This window comes from Streptomyces mayteni (assembly GCF_054783955.1).
On the sequence record NZ_BAAGPR010000015.1, the window covers coordinates 79827 to 97651 of the forward strand.

12 protein-coding genes and 2 pseudogenes are annotated in these 17825 nt (G+C 72.9%); 7 read left to right on the plus strand and 7 right to left on the minus strand.

From position 1 onward, the window contains the following. Positions 1-210: 210 nt before the first annotated feature. Genes ACYVPE_RS10095 through ACYVPE_RS10110 form a run of 4 tightly spaced genes read right to left on the minus strand, consistent with a single transcriptional unit; the run spans position 211 to position 5202 of the window. Positions 211-2052 (minus strand): DUF2264 domain-containing protein, encoded by a 1842-nt coding sequence (locus ACYVPE_RS10095; protein WP_461033124.1) that lies wholly within the window; start codon positions 2050-2052, stop codon positions 211-213. Beyond that, complete coding sequence (locus ACYVPE_RS10100) at positions 2049-2960, minus strand: carbohydrate ABC transporter permease (RefSeq protein WP_461033125.1); 912 nt, start codon at positions 2958-2960, stop codon at positions 2049-2051. Before ACYVPE_RS10100 ends, ACYVPE_RS10095 begins: the two co-directional genes overlap by 4 nt. Next, positions 2957-3874 carry a carbohydrate ABC transporter permease gene (locus tag ACYVPE_RS10105; RefSeq protein ID WP_461033126.1) on the minus strand — a complete coding sequence of 306 codons (918 nt, stop codon included), beginning with the start codon at positions 3872-3874 and terminating at the stop codon, positions 2957-2959. Before ACYVPE_RS10105 ends, ACYVPE_RS10100 begins: the two co-directional genes overlap by 4 nt. 26 nt (positions 3875-3900) lie before the next feature. Beyond that, on the minus strand, positions 3901-5202 hold the full coding sequence (locus ACYVPE_RS10110; RefSeq protein WP_461033127.1) for an ABC transporter substrate-binding protein: 1302 nt from the start codon (positions 5200-5202) through the stop codon (positions 3901-3903). A gap of 137 nt (positions 5203-5339) precedes the next feature. Here ACYVPE_RS10110 and ACYVPE_RS10115 point away from each other — a divergent pair, with 137 nt between their 5' ends. Beyond that, complete coding sequence (locus ACYVPE_RS10115) at positions 5340-6386, plus strand: LacI family DNA-binding transcriptional regulator (protein ID WP_461033128.1); 1047 nt, start codon at positions 5340-5342, stop codon at positions 6384-6386. Positions 6387-6427: 41 nt separating this feature from the next. On the opposite strand, the pseudogene ACYVPE_RS10120 reads toward ACYVPE_RS10115, so the two are convergent. Then, positions 6428-6649 (minus strand): annotated as a pseudogene (locus tag ACYVPE_RS10120) (NADH-flavin reductase); the annotation flags it as partial. Here ACYVPE_RS10120 and ACYVPE_RS10125 point away from each other — a divergent pair. Next, positions 6623-7171: pseudogene (locus ACYVPE_RS10125) on the plus strand (LysR substrate-binding domain-containing protein); the annotation flags it as partial. The pseudogenes ACYVPE_RS10120 and ACYVPE_RS10125 sit on opposite strands and share 27 nt — an antisense overlap. On the opposite strand, the gene ACYVPE_RS10130 reads toward ACYVPE_RS10125, so the two are convergent. Beyond that, positions 7150-8274: an ADP-ribosylglycohydrolase family protein gene (locus ACYVPE_RS10130; protein WP_461033129.1), complete on the minus strand. Its 1125-nt coding sequence runs from the start codon at positions 8272-8274 to the stop codon at positions 7150-7152. The pseudogene ACYVPE_RS10125 and the gene ACYVPE_RS10130 overlap by 22 nt on opposite strands. Continuing rightward, complete coding sequence (locus tag ACYVPE_RS10135) at positions 8271-10871, minus strand: bifunctional FO biosynthesis protein CofGH (RefSeq protein WP_461033130.1); 2601 nt, start codon at positions 10869-10871, stop codon at positions 8271-8273. Before ACYVPE_RS10135 ends, ACYVPE_RS10130 begins: the two co-directional genes overlap by 4 nt. Before the next feature lie 363 nt (positions 10872-11234). On the opposite strand from ACYVPE_RS10135, the gene ACYVPE_RS10140 reads away from it, so the two are divergent. The 5 genes from ACYVPE_RS10140 (at position 11235) to ACYVPE_RS10160 (ending at position 17799) form a co-directional block, all read left to right on the plus strand. Beyond that, positions 11235-12770 carry a CehA/McbA family metallohydrolase gene (locus tag ACYVPE_RS10140; protein WP_461033131.1) on the plus strand — a complete coding sequence of 512 codons (1536 nt, stop codon included), beginning with the start codon at positions 11235-11237 and terminating at the stop codon, positions 12768-12770. A gap of 58 nt (positions 12771-12828) precedes the next feature. Then, complete coding sequence (locus tag ACYVPE_RS10145; protein ID WP_461033132.1) at positions 12829-15738, plus strand: AfsR/SARP family transcriptional regulator; 2910 nt, start codon at positions 12829-12831, stop codon at positions 15736-15738. A 173-nt stretch (positions 15739-15911) separates the two neighbouring features. Further along, positions 15912-16142: a hypothetical protein gene (locus ACYVPE_RS10150; RefSeq protein WP_461033133.1), complete on the plus strand. Its 231-nt coding sequence runs from the start codon at positions 15912-15914 to the stop codon at positions 16140-16142. Between the two features lie 119 nt (positions 16143-16261). Then, on the plus strand, positions 16262-16423 hold the full coding sequence (locus tag ACYVPE_RS10155; RefSeq protein WP_461033134.1) for a hypothetical protein: 162 nt from the start codon (positions 16262-16264) through the stop codon (positions 16421-16423). A 533-nt stretch (positions 16424-16956) separates the two neighbouring features. After that, the gene (locus ACYVPE_RS10160; protein ID WP_461033135.1) at positions 16957-17799 is read left to right on the plus strand and encodes a S1 family peptidase; all 843 of its coding nucleotides are present in this window, start codon (positions 16957-16959) and stop codon (positions 17797-17799) included. The last annotated feature ends 26 nt before the right edge of the window (positions 17800-17825 follow it).

Consider the following 17825-nt stretch of genomic DNA (forward strand, 5'->3'; position numbering starts at 1 on the left):
ACGCGGCGGAGCCGCACATCGACCGCAGCGCAGCTCATACGTGGCCGTATCCGCGCGCGGCGCCTGACATGCCGCTCCGCGGCGTGGGGTAACGCAGCGAGGTGCCGTAGCAGGCGTCGCGGCCCCACGAAGATCCGGAAGACAGGCCCTAGCACGGCCCAGTCGGCCGGCGCGGACGCGGTGGGCCGCCGGCCAGGGCAGCCGGCCGGGTCAGGCCGGGGTGGTGCGGGCCGTGGTGCCGTCGGGCCATGTCACCTCGCCGCTCGTGGGGTCGAAACGGGGGGCGGGCGGCAGCGTGCCGTCCGTCGTGTGGCCGAGGAAGACGGCGACGGCCAGGGCGGTTTCGGCGGGGGCCTCGTGCCACGGGGTGGCGCTGTGCGCGCCGAACGGGTTGGTGCCCTCCGACCGGTGGGCCGGCGGCGGTTCGACCGGTGGGTGGAGCGCCAGCAGGGCGCTGGTCAGCCCGTCCTGGCGAAGGACCACGCCGGGGCGCGGCTCCCGCGGTGGGACGTCGGCGGCCAGCGGGTGGCCGCCGATCCGCAGCCGGCTGCCGCGCGTCGTCTCGTCGGGCCACACCACCCGCACCTCCCACGGCCCGGCGACCGCCGAGACCACGGTGAGGGCCGCGTGCCGGGAGGCGGCGACCCGGCCGTCCAGCGCCACCGGTTCGAGGCCGGCGCGGGTGGACGGCGCGCCGTGCGCGTCGAGCACGCTCACCTGGTTGTCGGGACCCGGGTCGCCGAGGCGGGCGTCGCCGTCGCGCCGGTACTCGGCGGCCGGGTCGGGCGTGCCGAGTTCGGGCCCGGTGTGGGTGGTGTAGGCGAGCCTGGCGTAGAACGGGTCGCGGCCGGCCGGGGAGCGGAGCGTGCCGTGGTTGACGACGCGGACCACGCCGTCCGCCGAGGTGCCGCTGACCAGCCAGCCGGGCGCGGCCAACGTCCGGGTGAAGTCGCCGCGTTCCACCGGCAGCGGCTCCTCGGTGGCGGTCCACACCGGGTGGTCGGGCGGCAGCAGCAGCCCGAGGAAGCCCTTGCTCGCCCAGTAGGGGGAGGCGGGGCCCGAGTAGTGCTGCCTGATCGGCTCGAAGCGGCGGTGCCAGCCGAGCGAGAGCAGGCCGCGCTCGTCGGTGGCGCCCCGGTCGAGGAAGTGGCGCAGCATACCGCTGGCCGCCCGCCTGGTGAGTCCTGGCGAGAGCGGGGTGGCGTCGAAGAGCGCGCCGGTGAGGAAGGGCGCGGCGGCGCCGAACCGGTAGGTGAGCGACCGCCCCTGGAAGAGCGGCGCGCCGTCGCCCCCGACGAGGTGCGCGGCGTCGTCGAGGAAGGTCCGCAGCCGCTCCCGGTAGCGGTCGAGGGGTGCCGGGTCGCCGGAGATCCGGCAGTACCAGAGCGGGTAGAGGTGCATGGCCCAGGCGTTGTAGTGGTCGAAGGAGGTGGTGCCGCCGTCCGTGTACCAGCCGCCGCCCCGGTACCAGTCGTCGGTGGCCTCGATGGCGTGCGTGATGTCGCCCGCGGCGTACGGGGCGTCGACGGAGGCGAGGAAGGTGGCGACGACGGCCCGGAACCAGACCCAGTTGTTGGCCGGCACCTCGACGTCGGACAGTTCGGAGAGCCAGTCGACGGCGTTCCGCCGCACCCGGTCGGGCAGTCGGTCCCAGAGCAGGGGGCGGGTCTCGTGCAGGGCGAGGGCGACGGAGGCGGCCTCGACCCTGGCCTGCCGGACCTCGCTCGGGCGCGGCCAGCGCTGGTCCTCGGGCGCGTCCGGGTCGGTGCCGGCGGCGAGGCCGGTCGCGTAGGGGGCGAGGATCCGCTCCGCGTGCCCCGGCTCGGCGTGCGCGGCGCGGAAGGCGGCGAGCAGGAACGTCCGCGCGTAGCCTTCGAGTCCGTCGCTCAGTACGCCCGAGCCGCTGGCCGGTCCTGGGAGTTGGACGAGGGAGCCGCTGGCGTTGGCGAACGGTCGGACAGCGGTGAGCAGTTCGTCTGCCGCCCACTCCCAGTGCGCCCTGGTCCAGCCGGTGTGGGGGGAGAGTGCGGGGTTGGGGGCTGGGGTGGTCAACGGACGCCGCCTTCCGCGAGGCCGGCCCGCCAGCGGCGCTGGAGCGGGATGAACAGCAGGATCAGGGGGATGGTGGCGACGGCCGAGCCGACGACCACCATCCGGGTGTAGTCGGGATTCTGGCCGACCGCCGAGTTCCAGGTGAAGAGGCCCTGGCCGATGGTGAAGAGGTCGTTGTCGGTGATCATCACGAGCGGCAGGAAGAAGTTGTTCCAGATGGCGATGAACTGGAAGAGGAAGATGGTCAGCGCGCCGGGCGCCATCAGCCGCAGCCCGACGGAGAAGAAGGTGCGCAGCTCGCCGGCGCCGTCGATCCTGGCGGCCTCCAGCAGTTCGTCGGATATCGCGCCCGACGAGTAGGCGCGGGCCAGGTAGACGCCGAACGGGTTGACCATCACCGGCAGCAGCACGGACCAGACGGTGTCCGTCATCCGGATCTCGGCCATCATCAGGTAGAGCGGCACGATGATCGCGGTGTGCGGGATGAGGACGCCGCCGATGACCAGCGCGTACCACTTCTCGCGCCAGCGGAAGTCGAACTTGTCGAAGGCGTAGCCGGCGGCGACGGAGAGCAGGGTGGCGACGGCGGCGCCGCCGATCGCGTAGAGCGCGGTGTTGAGCATCCAGCGGCCGAACAGGCCGTCGTCCTGGGCGAACAGGTCGCGCAGGTTGTCGAGGACGTGGAAGCCGGCGGAGGGCGCGAAGCCGTTGCTGCCGTAGAGCTCGGGCAGCGTCTTGGTGACGCCGAACAGCAGCCAGACCAGCGGCATCAGGGTGTAGAGGGCGGCGATCGCGGTGATCGTGGTGGCGGTTCCGCGCCGCAGCCACCAGGCGGTGCCCGGCCGGGGCGCGGGCTGCTTCGGCGTCTGGGCCGGGGTGCGGGGCGTGGCCCGCAGCACGTCGGTCATCGGGCGCTCCGGCGGTTGGCGAAGGTGGTGACGGCGAAGGAGAGGACCCCGGCCAGGACGGCGACCAACACCGAGACGGTGGCGGCGTAGTGGTAGTCGTTGGAGTTGAACGCGGCCGAGTAGGCGAGCATGTTGGGCGTCCAGGTCGAGGTGACCGAGGACTCGGCGGAGCTCTGCACGATCTGCGGTTCGGTGAAGAGCTGGAGCGAGCCGATGATGGTGAACAGGGTGGCCACCATGACCGCCGGGAACACCTGCGGCAGCTTGACGGCGAGCGCGGTGCGGAGTTCGCCGGCGCCGTCCAGGGTGGCCGCCTCGACGGTGGCGCGGGGCACGGCCTGGAGCGCGACGTAGATCAGCACCACGTTGAAGCCGAGCGACTGCCAGACGGCGATGTTGACGAGCGAGAGCAGCAGCGGGGCGCCGTTGAGGAGGTCGACGTCGGCGCCCAGGGATTCGAGACCGTCGATGATCGGGCTGAGCCCCGGCGTGTAGAGGTACACCCAGACGATGGCGGCGATCAGGCCGGGCACGATGTGCGGCAGGAACAGCACGGTGTGGAAGAACCGGCGGGCGGCCGTGAGCGCGGAGTCGAGGAGCAGCGCGAGGGCGGCGGCGAGCGCGATCAGCAGCGGCACGTAGATCAGGCCGTAGAGCAGCACCCGGCCGGTGCCGACCAGGAACTCCTGGTCGGTGAGGGCGCGGGTGTAGTTGTGCAGGCCGGCGAAGACCCGCTGCGGCCCCTCCCAGCCGACGCCGTCGTAGCGTTCGCGGAACAGGCTGAGGCCGAAGCCGTAGACGATCGGGATGACGTAGGTGAAGGCGAAGAGCAGGAAGAAGGGGCCGAGCAGGAGCAGCGCGCCGCTGTGGCGCCGCCGCCTTCCGCCGGCCGCCCGCTGACTGACGATTGCCATGACGGCTGTGGATCCTTTCTCGGCTCTCAGTCGCTGACGTCGAAGCCGCGTTGGCGGAGCTGGGCGCGGGTGGCGTCCTGCCAGCGGCGCAGCGCGTCGGCGAGGCCGCCAGGTCGGTCGAGGCCGGTGGTCGCCTCGTCGACGAGGCGGGCGAAGCCCACGGTCATGTCGGGGCCCCACTCCCAGCTCGGGTCGACGGTGGCGGCGGCCGCGGCGGCGGTCTCGGGCAGGTTCATGCCGTCGACGTAGGGGTTGGCGGCCTCGATGCCGGGGCCCCAGACCTCGGCCTGGCCGAGGTGGGCCGGGTAGGAGGTGTTGACGCCGGCGATGGCGTCGACGGCCTCGGGCGAGGTGGCGGCCCAGCGGATGAACTCGGCGGCGGCCTCGGGGTGTCGGGCGCCCTCGGGGACGGCGAGTGACGAGCCGCCGTAGTTGGCGGCGGTCTGGCTGCCGGCCTCCCACTGGGGCAGCGGCACCGCGCCCCAGGCGCCGGCGAGTTCGGGGACGAAGCGGGAGACGTTGGCGGCCGTCCAGGGGGCGCCGATCAGGGTGAGCGAGGTGCCCTCCTGGAGCGCGTTGACGTGCCGCTCCTCGAAGGTGGGTCCCACGGTCACCAGTTCGTCGGCGATCATCGACTCCCAGTAGGCGGAGAACCGCCTGGTCGGCTCGTCGGTGCCGCCGACCCGCCAGTTCCCGGACGAGGTGTCGAACCACTCGGCGCCGGCCTGCCAGGCGAGGGCGGCGAGCAGCGCGGCGTCGTTGGAGCCGAAGTTGGTGATGGTGGCGTCGGGGTGCTCGGCCCGCAGCCGCTCGGCGGTCGCCCGGTACTCGTCCCAGGTGGTGGGGGGTTCGAGGCCGTACTCCTCGAAGAGGTCGGCCCGGTAGAACAGCACGGTGGGCCCGATGTTGAGCGGCAGTGCTGCCAACTGGCCGCCGAGGTCGGTCTGTCGCCAGGCCCAGTCGGGGAACTCGGGTTCCAGCTCGGCCAGGCCGAGGGGTTCGAGCGGCTGCACCACGTTCTGGGTGACGAAGCCCGGGAGTTGGGGGTACTCGACGGTCACCACGTCGGGGGCGCGGCCGGCCCGGACGGAGTTGAACATCTTGGAGTAACCGCCCGAGGTGCCGGCCGGCACCCGCTCCAGGACGACCCGGACGTCGTCGTGGGTGGCGTTGAAGCGGTCGACCAGCTCCTCGGAGCCGGATATCCAGGACCAGTAGGTGATGACGGTGGGCCCGTCGCCGTTGCCGTTGCCGGACGCACCGCAGCCGATCCCGCAGGATGCGAGCAGCAGGACCGTCGCCACCGCGGCGAGGATGCGCTGATACACGAAGGCGGCTCCTTCGACTCCTTTGTGATGTGTGCCACCGCACCCTGAACCAGAACCGCCAACTAGTCAATAGAATCGAGCAGAACTGCTCACCAACGGCAACGTGCGTGCAGAAACGTGCACTACACTTCGGCCGCATGACCGAGCTGCTCGTCCAACAACGACAGGAGCTGCTGCTGCGCGAGCTGCGCGCCACCGGCGCGGTGCGGGTGGCCGAACTCGCGGCCCGCTTCGGGGTCTCGGCCGGCACGATCAGGCGCGACCTGTCGGAGCTGGCCGAGTCGGGGCGGCTCACCAAGGTGCGCGGCGGCGCGATACCCGCGCCGGTGGCCGAGGCGGGCCCCGCTCCCACCGGACCGACCCTCGGCCTGCTGGTGCCGTCGGCCACCTACTACTACCCGAGCGTGCTGGCCGGCGTCCGCGCGGTGGCCGCCAGGTACGGCGCCCGCGTCGTCATCGCCCTCACCGACTACGGCCGCCCGCGCGACATGGCGCAGATCGACGAGCTCCGCACCTCGGGCGCCGAAGGACTGCTGGTCGCCACCGCCGGCGGCCCCTACCTGCCGCCCGAGACCCTGACCGCGCTCCAGGCCACCGGGCGCCCCTTCGTCCTGCTGGAGCGCCGGCCCGAAGACCCGTACGCCCACTGCGAGTTCGTGCTCTCCGACCACCGCCAGGGCGCCTACCGCGCGGTCCACCACCTGCACCGGCTCGGCCACGACCGGGTCGCGCTCTACCTCGCCGGCAGCCCCACCGCGCCCCTGGTCCGCGAGGGCCACCTGGCCGCCGTCGACCACCTCGGCCTCTCCCCCACCGCCCCGGTCCTGGACGCCGGCCGCGGGGCCGACCAGCGGTACGACACGTTCGTCGACCGCTGCCTGGCCACCGGCACCCGCGCGGCGCTCGTGCACTCCGACCACGACGCGATCGAACTCCTCCAACGGCTCCGCGCCCGCGGCCTACGCGTCCCCGAGGACCTGGCCCTGATCGCCTACGACGACGAGATCGCCGCGATGGCCGAGGTCCCCCTCACCGCCGTCGCCCCACCCAAACGCCAACTCGGCGAACAGGCCGCCCAACTGCTCCTCGACCAACTCACCGAGGGCCCACTCCCCCACCGCCAGGTGACCATCCAGCCCCAACTCCACATCCGCCACTCCTGCGGCCACGCCCAAGCGGGGTGACGTGAGGCCGTCCGCCGGGAAGCGCTCCCGTGCCGGCGCGCTCAGTAGCCGACGGTGAAGTGGCGGTCCTCGCCCAGGTTCTCCAGCTCGTCGAGGACCGCCACCGCCAGGTCCTCGGCCGAGACGCGGGAGACCCCTTCGGCGTCGACGAGGAGCGTGGTGGTGCCACGCCGGTACGTTCCCGTGCGGCGCCCGGGTGCGAGGAGGGCGGGCGGGCTGAGGTAGGCCCAGTCGGCCGAGTGGGCCCGGCAGGCGACGACCTGGTCGAGCAGGTCAGGGAGGGCACGGTGGACGTGGCGTTCCTCGGGCTGCCGACCACGGCGTACCCGGCGGGTGTCGCCGTGCGCGAGCTCGCCAGGGACCGGCTCGTGGCCGTCGTCGCGCCCGACCATCCGCTCGCCGGGGAGCCGGTGGTCACCCTCCGCCGGCTGGCCACCGAGGTGTTCGCCGACCTGCCGGCCGGCACGGCCGGCCGCGCCCAGTCCGACCTGGCCTTCGCGGCCGCCGGCCTCACCCGTGACGTGGCCTTCGAGGTGACCACGGCCGACTACCTCGCCCGCCTCGTCGCCCCCGGCCTCGCCGTGGCCATGCTCCCCTCCGCCTATGTGCCGCAACTGCCGGGCGGCGTCGTCACCGTCGAGGTCTCGGACGCGCCGGCCCGCGTCGAGTACGTCATCTGGAGCCGCGCCACCCGCACCCCGGCGGCCGCCGCCTTCCTGGGCGTCCTCGGCATCGCCGAGGACGCCCAGGACGCCCAGGAGGGTCAGCCGACGGACCGCGGATAGCGCTCCAGCCAGATCGGCGCCGACTCGGCCGGGCCGTGCAGGGCAGGGCCCTGGGTCATCTCCATCGCGAAGTCGTCGGCCAACTCGAGGAGCGTCGCCCGGCCTTCCAGCTCCGCCACCCAGGCCGGTGGCAGCGCCGTCTCGCCGTGCAGGGCGCCCAACAGGTTGCCGCAGATCGAACCGGTGGAGTCCGAGTCGCCGCCGTGGTTGACCGCGAGGAGCAGGCCGTGCCGCATGTCCTGCGCCACCAGGGCGCAGTACACGCCGATCGCCAGGGCCTCCTCGGCGACCCAGCCCTCGCCGAGCGACGCGATCCGCTCGGGGCTGGGCAGACCCTGCCGGACGGCGCCGAGGGCGCGCTTCAGGGCGTCGGTGGTCTCCTCGTGCCCTGGCCTGGTGGCCAGCTGCACCAGCGCCTTCTGGATCGCGGCGTCCAGGTCGTCGCCGCGCACCAGGCCGTGCACGATCGCCGCGAAGGCGCCGGCCGCCAGCATCCCGGTGGGGTGGCCGTGGGTCTGCGCCGCGCACTCGACGGCGAGTTGGAAGACCAACTGCGGCTCCCAGCCCACCAGCAGGCCGAACGGCGCCGAGCGCATCACCGTGCCGCAGCCCTTGGAGTCCGGGTTCTTCGGCCGCTCCACGGTGCCCATCGTCGCGTCGCCGAGACCGCTGAGGCAGGCCCGGCCGGGAGCGCGCCGCGCGTACAGCCACTCCTCGCGGGCCAGCCAGCCGTCACCGGCGTGCCGCTCGTCCGGGCCCCAGGCGTGCTGGGTGACGTACCAGCGGCGGTAGGCGGCGTGCACGTCGGTCGGCGGGTGCCAGGCGCCGGTGTCCCGGCGGACGTGCGCCCGGATCAGGCCGTCGACCGTGAACAGCGTCATCTGGGTGTCGTCCGTGATGGCGCCGCGCCGGCCGTAGGCGGGCACGTAGTCGTCGACGCCCTCCGCCCCGTGCCGCTCCCTGATCGCCTCGATCGACTCGAACTCGACGCCCGCGCCCAGCGCGTCGCCGACGGCGCCGCCCAGCAGGCAGCCGCGCACCCGGCTGCGGAAGTCCTGCTGGTCGGACCGGCCCCACAGCGTGCCCCCCGTCGGAACGCTCACCCCTCACCGCCCAGCACCGGAAGCAGCTTGGGCAGCCGGCCGCCCGCGGCCTCGGCGGCCGCGAGGCGCTCGGCCGGCACCTCGCCGTAGGTCGTGGTGCGCGGCCTGGACGGCCGGCCGATCGAGTCGGCGATGGCCACCAGGTCGGCCACCGAGCGGTGCGAGCCGTAGGTGGAGCCGGCCATCCGGGAGATGGTCTCCTCCATCAGCGTGCCGCCCACGTCGTTGGCGCCCGAGCGCAGCATCTCGGCGGCGCCCTCGGTGCCCAACTTCACCCAGCTGGTCTGGATGTTGGTGATGTGCGGGTGGAGCAGCAGCCTGGCCATCGCGGTCACGGCCCGGTTGTCCCGCGCCGTGGGCCCGGGGCGGGCGATGCCGGCCAGGTAGACCGGCGCGTTGGTGTGGATGAACGGCAGGGTGACGAACTCGGTGAAGCCGGCCACGCCCTTCTCCTCGTTCGCCCGCTGCATCCCGGCCAGGGTGCGCAGGTGGCCGAGCCAGTGCCTCGGCTGGTCGACGTGGCCGTACATCATCGTGGAGGACGACCTGATGCCCAACTCGTGGGCGGTGCTGACGACCTCGATCCAGGTGTCGGCGGGCAGCTTGCCCTTGGTGAGGATCCAGCGGACCTCGTCGTCCAGGATCTCGGCCGCGGTGCCGGGGATGGAGTCGAGCCCGGCCTCCCGGGCCGCGATCAGCCACTCGGCGATCGAAAGCCCGGTGCGGGAGGCGCCGTTGACGACCTCCATGGGCGAGAAGGCGTGCACATGCATGCCGGGCACCCGCTCCTTCACCGCCCGCGCGATGTCGAAGTAGGCGGTGCCCGGCAGGTCGGGGTGGATGCCGCCCTGCATGCACACCTCGACGGCGCCCACCTCCCACGCCTGTTCGGCGCGCTGCGCGACCTGCTCCACCGACAGGGTGTAGGCGTCGGCGTCGGTGCGGCGCTGCGCGAAGGCGCAGAACCGGCAGCCGGTGTAACAGATGTTGGTGAAGTTGATGTTGCGGGTGACGACGTAGGTGACGTCGTCGCCCACGACGTCGCGGCGCAGCTCGTCGGCGATCCGGCAGAGCGCGTCGAGCGCCGGCCCCTCGGCGTGCAGCAGGGTGAGGGCCTGCTCGTCGGTGAGCAGCGTCGGGTCGGCGGCGGCCTGCCCGATGGCGGCCCGCACGTCCCCCTCGATCCGCTCCACCGCCAGTCCCGGCGCGGCGAGTTCGCGCAGCTCGGCCCAGTCGCCGTACACCTCGTCGAAGTCGGCGCGGCGGTCGCCGGTACGGCCCTCGGTGTCGATGGTGCGGTGCAGCTCGGTGCGGCCCGCGTCGGTCAGCGGCTCGTCCGGCTCCTGCCAGGGCAGGCCGCGCGGGATGGCGTCCTCGACGGCCAGGCCGGTCTCGGGGTCGGCGAGCGCGGTGACGTGCGGCAGGATCCTGGGGTCGAGCCAGGGCTCGCCGCGCTTGACGAACTCCGGGTAGACCGGCAGCCGTTCGCGCAGCGTGAAGCCGGCGGCCGCGGTGCGCTCGGCGAGTTCGTCGACCCGGGGCCAGGGCCGCTCGGGGTTGACGTGGTCGATGGTGAGCGGCGAGACCCCGCCCCAGTCGTCGATGCCGCAGCGGATCAGCAGGTCGTACTGGGCGTCCACCAGGTTGGGCGGCGCCTGGATCCGGGCGGTCGGGCCGAGCAGCAGCCGGGCCACGGCGACGGTGGCGGCCAGCTCGGTCAGCTCCGCGTCAGGCGTGCCGCGCATCGCGGTGTCCGGCTTGGCGCGGAAGTTCTGCATGATCACTTCCTGGATGCCGCGGTAGGTGCGCGACACCCGGCGCAGCGCGAACAGCGACTCGGCGCGCTCCTCGTACGTCTCGCCGATCCCGATCAGCAGCCCGCTGGTGAACGGCACGCTGGAGCGCCCGGCGTCCTCCAGCACCCGCAGCCGCACCGCCGGCTCCTTGTCGGGCGAGCCGTGGTGCGGGCCGCTGGGCTCGGACCACAGGCGGGTGGCGGTGGTCTCCAGCATCATCCCCATCGAGGCGGAGACCGGCTTGAGCCGCTGGAAGTCCTGCCAGCTCACCACGCCCGGGTTGAGGTGCGGCAGCAGCCCGGTCTCCTCGAGCACCCGCACCGCCATGGCCCTGACATAGGCCAGGGTCGAGTCGTAACCGGCCGCGTCCAGCCACTCGCGCGCCTCCGGCCAGCGGTCCTCCGGCTGGTCGCCGAGCGTGAACAACGCCTCCTTGCAGCCGAGCGCGGCGCCCCGGCGGGCCACGTCCAGCACCTCGTCGGGCGACATGAACATCCCGTGCCCGTCGCGGCGCAGCCGGCCTGGCACGGTGACGAAGGTGCAGTAGTGGCAGCGGTCGCGGCAGAGCCGGGTGAGCGGAATGAACACCCCCTTGGAGTAGGTGATCACCCCCGGACGGCCGGCAGCCGCCAGTCCCGCGTCCCGCACCCTGCCGGCGGCGGCCGCCAGCTCCGCCAGATCGTCGCCGCCGGCCCGCAGCAGCACCGCGGCCTCGGCCACGTCCAGGGCCACGCCGTCCCTGGCGCGGCGCAGCGCGCGCCGCATCGCGTTGGCCGTGGGGCCCTGTCCGCTTTTTGTCATGGCATCGAGCATAAGAGCGGCGCCGCAGGTCCTGGCCGGTCGATCTTTTCGGATCAGGCCGCGGCGTCAGACGCGGTGCTCCCCCAGACTTCGTCCGGGAGGTGCCCCCAGTCGCTTCGCTCAGGCACCGGATCGCAGCTCATACTCGGCCGTATTCGCGCGATTCGGTAACGCAGCGAGGTGCCGTGTTTGGGGGCACCTCCCAGGCCGCCAGGCCTGGGGGAGTCGCGGCCCCGGAAAGATCGGCCGGCCAGGGCCTGGCCGCAGGTGGCCGCCTGGCGTTCCACCTGCCGTCATGTGGCCGTGTCGCCGGCGTGTGACCGTGGCCGGCAACCGCACCACGATCGAACGGAGTTGAGAGCGATGTCCGCTGTGAACCGGCGCGCCGTGCTGAGACTCGGGGCCGCGACGGGCGGTGCCGCCGCCGTTACCCTGGCCCCCGTGGACTTCGCGAACGCGAGTGAAACCGGCCAAGCCTCGGAAACCGACCAGAACCGACCGCGCACCGAGACCCGCACCGTGAGCGGCCACCTCGACACCGGCGCGCCCGACTTCGTCTACGTTCCGGTGCGCGTGCCGAGGGGCGTGCGGCGCCTCGCGGTCGCCTACTCCTACGACCGGCCGCAGGTGCCGGCCGGCACCCCGGGCAACGCGCTGGACATCGGCGTCTTCGACGAGCGCGGCACCGAGCTCGGCGGTGAGGGATTCCGCGGCTGGTCGGGCGGCTTCCGCACCGAGTTCGCCATCAGCGCCGAGGAGGCCACCCCCGGCTACCTGGCCGGGCCGGTCGACGCCGGCACCTGGCACGTGGCACTCGGCCCCTACACCGTCGCGCCCCAGGGCCTGGACTACGAGCTGACCATCACCCTGGAGTACGGGGCGGCCGGCACCACCCCGCGCCCCGGCTACCCGCGCGAGCGCGCCGCAGGACGTGGCCGCGCCTGGTACCGCGGCGACTGCCACCTGCACACGGTGCACTCCGACGGCCGCCGCACCCCGGAGGAGGTGGCGGCCGCCGCCCGCGCCGCGGGACTCGACTTCATCGTCACCACGGAACACAACACCAGCTCGGGCCACGCCGCCTGGCGCGGCCTCGACGGCGACGACCTGCTGGTCCTCTGCGGCGAGGAGGTCACCACCCGCAACGGCCACTACCTGGCGCTCGGCATCGACCCAGGCACCTTCGTCGACTGGCGCTACCGCGCGCGCGACGACGCGTACCCCCGCTACGCACGCCGTATCCACCGGGCGGGTGGACTCGTCGTACCGGCGCACGCCCATGCCTCGTGCATCGGCTGCTCCTGGAAGTTCGGTTTCCGGGAGGCCGACGCCGTCGAGGTATGGAACGGCGAGTGGACGGCCGAGGAGGAGTTGTCGCTGGCCAGTTGGGAGGCGATGCTGCGCGAAGGGGGTGACTGGCTGCCGGCGATGGGCAACAGCGACGCGCACCGGGAGCCGCAGCCGGTGGGCCTGGCGCAGACCGTGGTGCTGGCGGACGGCCTGGACCGCCGCTCCCTGCTGGCCGGTATCGCGGCTGGCCGCAGCTACCTCGCCGAGTCGTCCGCGGTGTCGCTGGCACTGACCGTCACCGACGAGCGCGGCGACCAGGCCGGCATCGGCGAACGTCTCGACGCCCCACCGGAGCGGAGGATCACCGTCCGCCTCGACGCCTCAGGGGTGCCAGGCGGGGTGCTGCGACTGATCACGGACCAGGGTCTCATGCGTTCGACGGAGCTTTCGTCGGACATCAATTCGGGGACCCTCACCTGGGAGACAACCGTCTCGCTGGTGGCCTATGTTCGGGCCGAGGTACGCCACCGCCCGGCCGACGGCGGTGCGTCCGGGCTGCCAGGCGCGATGGCCGCGATGAGCAATCCGGTCTTCCTCGGGGGTCGTTGAGGCCGATAGACTCCAACGTTCGCCCCATACGTTAATGAGGTAAGAGGCAGAGGACACCATGACCGTTGGTGAGGGGACCCTGTACTTCTCCGTGCTCGGGCCCGTCCGTGTCCGGCAGGGCGAGCGAGAGCTGCCCGCGGGCTCGCCGCAGCTGCGGGCCATGATCGCCACCCTGTTGCTCCGTCACGGTCGCACGGTCTCCGCCCAGGAGCTGGTCAACGCGCTGTGGGGCGAGGAACCGCCCTCGCACGCGGTCGCCACGGTCCGCACCTACGCCTCGCGGCTCCGCAAGATGCTGAGCGCGCGATCCGACGTGTGGGTGAGCGAGTTCGGCGGCTACGCCCTCCGGCTCGGCCCGAACGACGAGTTGGACGTAGACACGCTCGCCAAGCTCACCGCCGCGGCCGAGAAGGCCGTGGCGGCGGGCGAGCTGAACCGCGCCCACGAGCTGTACGGCCACGCGCTCGACCTGTGGGACGGCGAGGCCCTGGGCAGCGTCCCCGGGCCCGAGGCCGAGCTCCAGCAGACCCGGCTGGCCGAGCAGCGGCTCGGCCTGCTCGAGCAGCGGCTCGACATCGGCCTCCAGGCTGGTCTACACGCGGAGTCCGTCTCCGACCTCACCGCCCTGACCACCGAACACCCGCTGCGCGAGCGCTTCCAGGAACTGCTGATGCTGGCGCTCTACCGCTGCGGCCGGCAGGCCGAGGCACTGGCCGTCTACACCGACGCCCGCAAGAAGCTGATCGACGAGTTGGGCGTGGAGCCGCGCGCCGAGCTGTCCGAACTCCAGCAGCGCATCCTCAACGCGGACCCCTCCTTGAACTACGTCGGCCAGCCCCAGGTCTCCGCGCCCCGCCCGGTTCGCCCGGCCCAGCTCCCGGCGACCGTCCCCGACTTCACCGGCCGGGCGGCCTTCGTCGCCGAGCTCGGCGCCCAACTGGCCACCGCCGGCGGCCGGGTGATGGTGGTCTCGGCCGTGGCCGGCATCGGGGGCGTCGGCAAGACCACCCTGGCCGTCAAGGTGGCGCACGCCGCCCGGGAGAACTTCCCCGACGGGCAGCTCTACATCGACCTCCAGGGCTCGGGCGCGAACCCCGCCGACCCCAAGGCCGTGCTGGGGGCCTTCCTGCGCGCGCTGGGCACCGCCGAGGAGGCCATACCGCAGAGCCTCCAGGAGCGTGCGGCCTACTACCGCTCGCTGCTCGACGGCCGCCGGCTGCTGATCCTGCTCGACAACGCCCGCGACGCCGCCCAGGTCCGCCACCTGCTGCCCGGCACGCCCGACTGCGCCACCCTCATCACCAGCCGGGTCCGGATGGTCGACCTGGCAGGCGCCCACCTCGTCGACCTCGACGTGATGAGCCCCGAGGAGGCGCTGACCCTCTTCACCCGCATCGTCGGCGAGGAGCGCGTCAACGCCGAACGCAAGGCCGCCATGGACGTCGTCGCGGCCTGCGGCTTCCTGCCCCTGGCCATCCGGATCGCCGCCTCCCGGCTGGCGTCGCGGCGCACCTGGACGGTCTCCGTGCTGGCCAGGAAGCTCAGCGACGAGCGCCGCAGGCTGGACGAGCTCCAGGCCGGCGACCAGGCCGTCAAGGCCACCTTCGAGCTCGGCTACGGCCAGCTGGAGGCCGAGCAGGCCCGCGCCTTCCGCCTCCTCGGCCTCGCCGACGGCCCCGACATCTCGGTCACGGCCGCCGCGGCGCTCCTCGACCGCGACCCCGAGACCACCGAGGCCGTCCTGGAGTCCCTGGTCGACACCTCCCTCGTGGAGTCCGCCGCACCCGGCCGCTACCGCTTCCACGACCTGGTCCGGCTCTTCGCCCGCGCCTGCGCCGAGCGGGACGAGCAGCCCCCGGCCGAGCGGGACGCGGCCCGGGACCGGCTGATCGACTTCTACCTGGCCACCACCGCCCGGGTGTACGGCCTGGAGCGGCCGGGCGACCCGCTGCCTCGCCGCCTGACGCAGACCAGCCGTCAGGGGCATCCGTTCGACACGGCAGGGGCCGCCGTGGAGTGGCTTTTCACCGAGGCGGACTGCCTGCTCTCCTGCGCCCGGCAGGCCACCCAGCGGGCCCGGCTGCGCGCCGGATCCGACCTGCTGCTCCTGGCCCGCGACCTGTCGGAGTCCGGGGTGTTCTCGTTCCAGTACGAGCGGGCCGCCGAGGCGCTGCTCCGCGCCAGTCAGGACACCGAGGACCCGCGCACGGAGGGACGGCTGCTGATCGCCCTCGCCCAGGCCGACAACCACGCGGGGCGCTTCGACTCCTCGGACGCGCACGCCCAGCGCGCCTGGCTTCTCGGCATCGCCGCCGAGGACCCCACCATCCGCTCCCAGGCGGCCAACCTGCGGGGCATCGCCGCCGGTTACCTGGGCCGGGAGGAGGACGCCGAGGGGTATCTCCTCAAGGCGATCGACGCCTTCCGCGAGTACGGGGACCGGCCGGGCGAGGCGAGCGCCCTCGCCAACCTCTCGCGCAGTTGCCTCAGCCTCGGCCGCACCGCGCGGGCCGTGGAACTCGCCTACCAGTGCCTGGAGATCCTTCAGTCGCTCGGCTCCGCCCTGCGGCTGGCCAACGGCCAGTACGCACTTGGCCGCGCCCTCGCCGCCGACGGCCAGTCCCAGGCGGCGATGCAGCAGCTGACGCTCGGGCTCGCCACCTTCACGTCGCACCGGCAGCGTCTGTGGGAGGGCATGACCCTCTTCCGGATGGCCGAAGTGCACCTGGGCACCGACCAACCGGCCGAGGCCGCCCGCCTCGCCGAGCAGGCCCTCGCTCAACTCCGGGATGTCGGCGGCGACTTCCGCCGTGCCGACATCCTCACCCTGCTCGGCCACGCCCTGTCGGCCATCGGGCAGACCGGCCGCGCCCACGCCTGCTGGGAGCAGGCACTCGCCACCTACGAGGAGTTGGGCAGTCGGATGGCCGCGACCGTCCGCAACCTTCTGGGCTCGACCGCCGTCTGAGCCTTCAAACCTCGTACGCACCCTCATATATCGATCGTTTATCTCGGCATGCGAGGCTCATGCGCAGCAACCGCCACATTCGGGGGCAACGGTTGCCGGCCGGGCCGTCCGTTGGCCACGGGGGAGCCAGGGGACGGTCCGCGCCTGCTCATGATCACAACGGGAGTTGCACAGTGACCGAGAACGACAAGCAGCGGGCCACCAAGGACGCGCAGGGAACCACCGTCAAGCCTCTGGGGGACAACTACGGGACCAGCGAGCCCGCCGACACCGAGGACGACAACTACGGGACCAGCGAGCCGACCGTCAAGCCGCTGGCCGCCGCGTCGGCCGCCAAGCCGCCGGTGAAGCCGCTGGGGGACAACTACGGCACCAGCCATCCGGCCGACACGCCTCAGAAGTAGGCCGGCCAACCACCAATCGACCGGCTGTAGCTGCGACTCGTCGCCGCTACAGCCGGTTCTTCGTGTGCCCAATCCGGGCACATTCGAATCAAGGGCGAATAGCCACTAGGAGAATCCGCATGACTCGCACTCAGAGGATCCTCGCCGTCTGCTTCACGACGGTGGCGTGTGTCGTCGGCGTCGCGGCACCCGCACTGGCCGTCGAGCAGGGGGCATCAGCGCCGACGGCCGCACAGGCCGGAGACAACTGGGGTACGACGTCCCCCGCCACCACCGAGTAACCCACTTCGACACCGCGGGGCGGGCCCGACGGCCCGCCCCGCTCTTGTTTATCGCCTGTTTATTGCTGACTGTCATGCTCATAAGTGTTCGACCGCACAGGGGTGCGCGGTCGGTCTCACTCCCGGGTGATGCTCGGCGGTAACGGGGGAGCCGCCGGGCGGAAGCCGGCGCGAGGTGGCCCAGGCGACGCGGAGGGGGCGACGCCAGGGTCGGACGCGTCGGGGGTGACCGCGGTTCGAGGGAATTCGCGGTTGCCCCGGGAACCCGTCCGGTCGCCGCGGCGGCGGCACCGGACAGCGTCGGCGCTGGCCGGCTCGGACGACACGGAGGGGAGTCGTCCGGGCCGTCAGCGCCGTTTTGTCGTCGTTGGGCGCCCGCCCGTTCATCTCCACCGGAAACGGACGGTCGCGGTGGCAAACCACTTTGTGATCTAGCTAGCAAGATCGCCGCACCCCTCGCCCCGCTCGTGCCGCTCCACCAAGCTGTGGCCCGGAGATCGCAAGACCCGGACCGGCAGGAGGAGAACACCCGCATGAGCAAACACCCGAGACTGCTGCGCGCCACGCTGACCGCCGCCCTCGCCGCCGCGGCGCTGCTCGTCGCCCAGGGCGGCGCCCACGCCGACGACGCCACGCCCCGGATCATCGGCGGCGGGGACGCCACCGAGAGCTACTCCTTCATGACGGCGATCGACATGCTGCGGGACAACGGCGAGTACCGGTTCCGCTGCGGCGGCGCGCTCGTCGACGAGCAGTGGATACTCACCGCCGCGCACTGCGTCGCGGACCGCGACACCGGGAACGTGCTCGACGCCTCGCTCTTCACCGTCCGGGTCGGCTCCAACGACCGTACGGCGGGCGGCAGTACGTCGGAGGTCACCGAGGTCGCCGTCCACCCCGACTACCTCGCCGACCACGAGCGGATGATCGGCGACCTGGCCCTGCTGCGGCTCGCCGAGCCCGTCACCGACCAGGCGACGGCCGTGCTCGCCGAGGACGTCCCCGAGGTCGGCTCCGACCTCCGCATGATCGGCTGGGGCTACCAGAGCAACGGCGCCACCACCCTGCCCACCGGGCTCCAGCAGCTGGACAGCGTCGTCAGCCCGGCCGAGGACTGCGTGGTCGGCGGCGCCTGGGACATCGGCGACGGCGACTTCTGTACCAGCTCCGAGCCGGAGAGCGGCTACTGCGGCGGCGACTCGGGATCGCCCGCCCTCCAGTGGATCAACGACCGCTGGGAGGTCGTCGGCGTCGTGAGCCGCGGCGTCGGCGACGACTGCGCCACCGAGCCCGACGTGCTGCCGGCCGTCGCCGCGCACCAGGACTGGATCGCGACGACGACCGCCACGGCGGTCTCCTCGACGACCGCCGACTGACCGTCGACTGACCGCACCCGGATCCG